2 protein-coding genes are annotated in these 995 nt (G+C 52.8%); one reads left to right on the forward strand and one right to left on the reverse strand.

Features of this window, described 5'->3' with window-relative positions:
* Positions 1–331 (forward strand): AbrB family transcriptional regulator (locus AC1DRJ_RS29505; protein ID WP_477805235.1); only part of this gene is annotated, 331 nt, incomplete at its 5' end.
* 103 nt (positions 332–434) lie between these two features.
* On the opposite strand, the gene AC1DRJ_RS29510 is transcribed toward AC1DRJ_RS29505, so the two are convergent.
* The coding region (locus tag AC1DRJ_RS29510) for a PrpF domain-containing protein (RefSeq protein ID WP_477805236.1) at positions 435–995 on the reverse strand (561 nt) is incomplete at its 5' end.

Below are 995 nucleotides of genomic sequence, written 5' to 3' on the forward strand. Positions count from 1 at the left end.
CGGGAGCAGTCTTGGATGCTTCTTCGAGAGATCTTTCTTTAGAGATGCGCCAGGTTTTTTAGCGCGCAGCTTTTTATCTACCTGCTTGATGATAATCATAGCGGGAGCCGCCGCCGCAGGACTTGGATGGCTTACGTGGCTCGATTTTCGTTCCTTGACGTTGGGCATGATGCCTGGAGGCATCGCGGAGATGAGCTTGACGGCGGAAACTTTGCAGCTGTCCGTACCGCTGGTGACGGCGATGCAAACCCTTCGGTTGGTACTGGTGTTGTTCTTGGCCGAACCTCTTTTTCGCTACTGGCAACGAAAGGACAAGGCGAAAACACAGTGAAGGTGTCGCCGTTCTGGGGCGAACAGTTCATTTAGCCATTGATGGTAAAACGCGCCACTAATAGCGAGTTCAGTCGCTATTAGTGGTTCGCGCATCACGGATTTTAGGACGCCGAAACTATGTCCGAAGGAACCAGTACATGCCCGATCATCAGCCGGCGAGCAGATCGACTCATCACGGCTTTCGATACCGTCCAAACACCGTCTTGCTCTATAGCTTCGGCGCCAACAGCAAGACTTCCTGATGGGTGGCCAAAATGAATCTGTCTGCCAATCGAATCTGGATTCAGTCGATTCAACACGGTTCCTGGAATGATAGAGGCGACCGCGATCGCCACTGCTCCAGTGCCTGTCATGGCATGATGCAGCTTGCCCATGGAGAAGATCCGCGCGTTCAGATCTAAAGTAGATGGATCAATTTGTTTGCCGTTCACCGCTGTATAGGCAGATGGTTCCGCGACAAAGGAAAGCTTTGGTGTATGCGGGCGTTTCAGGGTCGCTTCTGCAGCAGTCGCAGCAAGCCCCATTCGGACTGCTGCATGAGCTCGAATTGCTTCGGCCTTTGCCAGCAATTCAGGGTCACCGTTTACATCTTTCTGCAGCTCGTTTCCGTGCAATCCCAACACACTCGCCCGAATGAAAATCGCAGGGTTACCTGCGTTGAT

The sequence above is a fragment of the Pseudomonas sp. P5_B2 genome, assembly GCF_056400445.1.